Annotated in this window: 1 protein-coding gene and 1 pseudogene; one reads left to right on the top strand and one right to left on the bottom strand. The window is 69.8% G+C overall.

Annotation, left to right across the window (positions count from 1 at the left end):
• Window positions 1–203: 203 nt before the first annotated feature.
• A pseudogene (locus COGEMETH_RS14290) lies at window positions 204–1,064 on the bottom strand (acyl-CoA dehydrogenase family protein); the annotation flags it as partial.
• A 477-nt stretch (window positions 1,065–1,541) separates the two neighbouring features.
• Here COGEMETH_RS14290 and COGEMETH_RS14285 point away from each other — a divergent pair.
• Window positions 1,542–3,638 (top strand): TonB-dependent siderophore receptor (locus COGEMETH_RS14285; protein WP_238183305.1); only part of this gene is annotated, 2,097 nt, incomplete at its 3' end.

Below are 3,638 nucleotides of genomic sequence, written 5' to 3'. Positions count from 1 at the left end.
AAGCAGCCCGGCAGCTTCCCGGAGGGCATGACCGGTCAGGTCATCGACAAGATCGGCTACCACGGGTTCCTGACCTTCGAGCTCCGGCTCGACGGCGTGCGCGTGCCCGAGAGCGACCGGCTCACCGGCCTCTACGGCGACCAGGGCGCGGACGCGGATGCGGGCGGCTTCGCCTCGGTCCAGCGCGGGCTCAACATCGCGCGGGTGCACACCGCCGCCCGCGCCACGCCGACCGCGCGGGCGGCCGTGTGCACCCGCGCGATGTTGAGCCCGCGCTGGACCGAGGCGAAGCCGCCCGCATCCGCGTCCGCGCCCTGGTCGCCGTAGAGGCCGGTGAGCCGGTCGCTCTCGGGCACGCGCACGCCGTCGAGCCGGAGCTCGAAGGTCAGGAACCCGTGGTAGCCGATCTTGTCGATGACCTGACCGGTCATGCCCTCCGGGAAGCTGCCGGGCTGCTTGAGCACGAGGAACGGCTCCAGGCCGGCCGAGCGCGGCTCGCCGGGCTCCGGCTCGCGGGTCCGGGCCAGGACCTCCACGAAGTCGGCGGCTTGCGCGAAGCCCGCCCAGCGCTTGGTGCCGGTCAGCACCCAATGGTCGCCGTCCCGCACCGCGCGGGTCCGCACGCCGGCGAGATCCGAGCCGGCGGTCGGCTCGGAGAGCGCGATGCTGCCGATCCATTCGCCGCGGGCCGACTTGCGCAGCAGGTCGAGGCGGCGCGCATCATCGAGCACCTGCGTCCCGAGACCCTGGCCGCGCGCCAGGATGCTGCCGACGGAGAGCCAGGCGCGGGCCAGTTCCTCCGAGACGAGGCAGTACTCGAACACGCCGAGCCCGAGGCCGCCCTGCTCCTTCGGGATGGTGATGCCGAACCAGCCCTTCTCCGCCATCGCCGCGATCAGGGAGCGGGGCATCTCGGCCTTGTGCGGATCGCATGCGTCGGCGATCGGCATCACCACGTCGCGGGCGAAGGCGCGGGCCTCGGCCTGGAGCCGGGCGCGGTCGTCCGTGCGCCAGGGGGAGGCCAGGTCTGGGGGCCGCGGCTCCAGGCGATCCGGCTTCGTCATGCGTCCTCCCGAACGAGTCCCGTTGCGCCCGCGCGGGCTCCATGGAGCCTTCGACGGACGAAGTCCGGTTGACCTAGAGCGCCGGACGGAGAAGGGGATGGCTGCGCTGCGAGGACCCGCGGCCCCGGCCGGGACCGTGTGCTCCCGAGGCCACAGGCGCGGCGAACCTGCCGGGCGGCGGGGCGGGGCGGATGCCCCGAGATGCGCCATCGGCCCGATCCCGCAAGCATGACGACGCGTCGCCGATTGCTTATTTTCCAGTAAGATTGGCACTCAAGCCTGGAACTCCAAATATTGAGTGCGTGTATTTCGCTTTCTGGAACGATGATAAAGTGAAATTTCGAGCCTGAATATCCCCACTGTGCGTCTTGACCGCCGTTCTTGCGGTGAACTACCGCGAAACGGCTCGGAGACGAGGCGTGAGACTTCGAGGTCGGCTCGGGTCGCGTCGGTTCCGGCAGTCCGAGGTCCAGTCCCATGTCGAGGAAGCTCGCCGCCGCCGGCGCGATCGCCGCCGTGCAGTTCCTGCTCCCCTGCGCGAAGGCGCAGGATGCCAGCGATCCGGTGATCGCCCTCGACGAACTGTCGGTCACGGGCGGCAAGGCGAACGCGCGCGGCTACCAGCCCCTGCGCTCCTCGATCGCCACGGGCACCGACACGCCGCTGATCGAGGTGCCGCAGGCGATCGCCGTCGTCACCGAGCAGGTGCTGCAGGACCAGGCCGTGCGGACGCTGGACGAGGCGCTCGTCAACGTCTCGGGCATCACCCAGACCAACACGCTGGGCGGCACCCAGGACGCCTTCATCCGCCGGGGCTTCGGCGACAACCGCGACGGCTCGATCCTGCGCGACGGACTGCGCACGGCGCTGCCGCGGGCCTTCATGCCGACCACGCAGCGGGTCGAGGTGCTCAAGGGCCCGGCCTCGGCGCTCTACGGCATCCTCGATCCGGGCGGGCTCATCAACGTCGTCACCAAGAAGCCGCGCTTCGTCCAGGCCGGCTACCTCGAGGCCTGGGGCACGAGCTTCAACGGCGGCGGGATCGAGATGGACCAGACCGGGCCGATCGCGGGCACCAACCTCGCCTACCGCTTCATCGCCCAGCACCGCAACCAGGAATACTGGCGCAACTTCGGCACCCAGAACCAGCAGGTGCTCGCCCCCTCGCTGACCTGGCAGGGCGACGAGACGATGGTGCGGCTGTACTACGAGTACTCGCACTACAAGTCGCCCTTCGACCGCGGCACGGTGTTCGATCCGGCCACCGGCAAGGCGGTGGCCGTGCCCCGCGACCGCCGCTTCGACGAACGCTACAACATCACCGCGGGCGAGAGCCACGTCGCCGGCATCGAGGTCGAACGCATCCTGAGCGACACCTGGAAGGTGAACCTCAACTACGCCTACAGCCACAATTTCTACCAGGACAACCAGGCGCGGGCGATCGCCTACAACTCCCGCACCGGCGTGCTGACCCGGCGCGCCGACGCGACGCAGGATTCGAACTTCGAGGTGCATTCCGGCCGGCTCGACGCGGTCGGCAAGGTGAGCTTCCTCGGCTTCGACCACGACCTCCTGATGGGCACCTCCTACGACTACGCCAACGTGCTGCGCACCCGCCTGATCCGCGGCGCCAACAACACCGGCTTCAACGTCTTCAACCCCGTCTACGGGACCCTGCCCCAGAGCTTCAACGTGGTGGCCACCGACAGCGACCAGACCGAGCGCACGGTGACGACCTCCGTCTACGCCCAGGACTCGATCCACCTGACCGACAGGCTCATCGTCTCCGGGGGCCTGCGCTACCAGGACTACACCCAGACCGCGGGACGAGGCCGGCCGTTCCGGCTCAACACCGACGTGTCGGGGGGCGAGCTCGTGCCCCGGGCCGGCATCGTCTACCTGCTGACGCCCAGCCTCTCGGTCTACGGCTCCTACAGCCAGACCTTCCGGCCGAACTCCTCGATCGCCAGCGCCATCGGCGCCCTGCCGCCGGAATACGGCGACGCCTACGAGATCGGGCTGAAGGCGGAGCTGTTCGCGGGCATCACCGCCACGGCCGCGGTCTACGACATCGTCAAGCAGAACGTGCTCTACACGGAGGTGATCAACGGGATCAGCTTCAACCGCACCGCCGGCAAGGTCGGCTCGCAGGGCTTCGAGCTGGACGTGGCCGGCCAGATCGCCCCGGACTGGAGCCTGATCGCCACCTACGCCTATACCGACGCGGTGGTGCTCGCCGACCCGGCGCTCCAGGGCAAGGGCCTGACCAACGTGGCGCCCCACACCGCCTCCCTGTTCGTGACCCACGATTTCGGGACCGTCGGCGCCGGGCGCTTGCGCGCGGGCCTGGGCGGACGCTACGTCGGCGTGCGGCCGGGGGACCCCACCAACACCTTCCGCCTGCCCGACTACGCCGTGCTCGACGCGTTCCTGGCCTACGACACGGAGGTGGCCGGGCGCCCGACGACGCTGCAGCTCAACCTGCGCAACCTCACGGACGAGACCTACTACCTGTCCTCGATCGGCACGAACAACCTCGGCTCGCCCACGGCGACGCCGAGGTTGTTCGTGCCG

The organism is Methylobacterium trifolii, from assembly GCF_022179685.1.
GTDB classification, from domain to species: domain Bacteria; phylum Pseudomonadota; class Alphaproteobacteria; order Rhizobiales; family Beijerinckiaceae; genus Methylobacterium; species Methylobacterium trifolii.
This window is presented reverse-complemented; position numbering and strand designations above follow the sequence as displayed.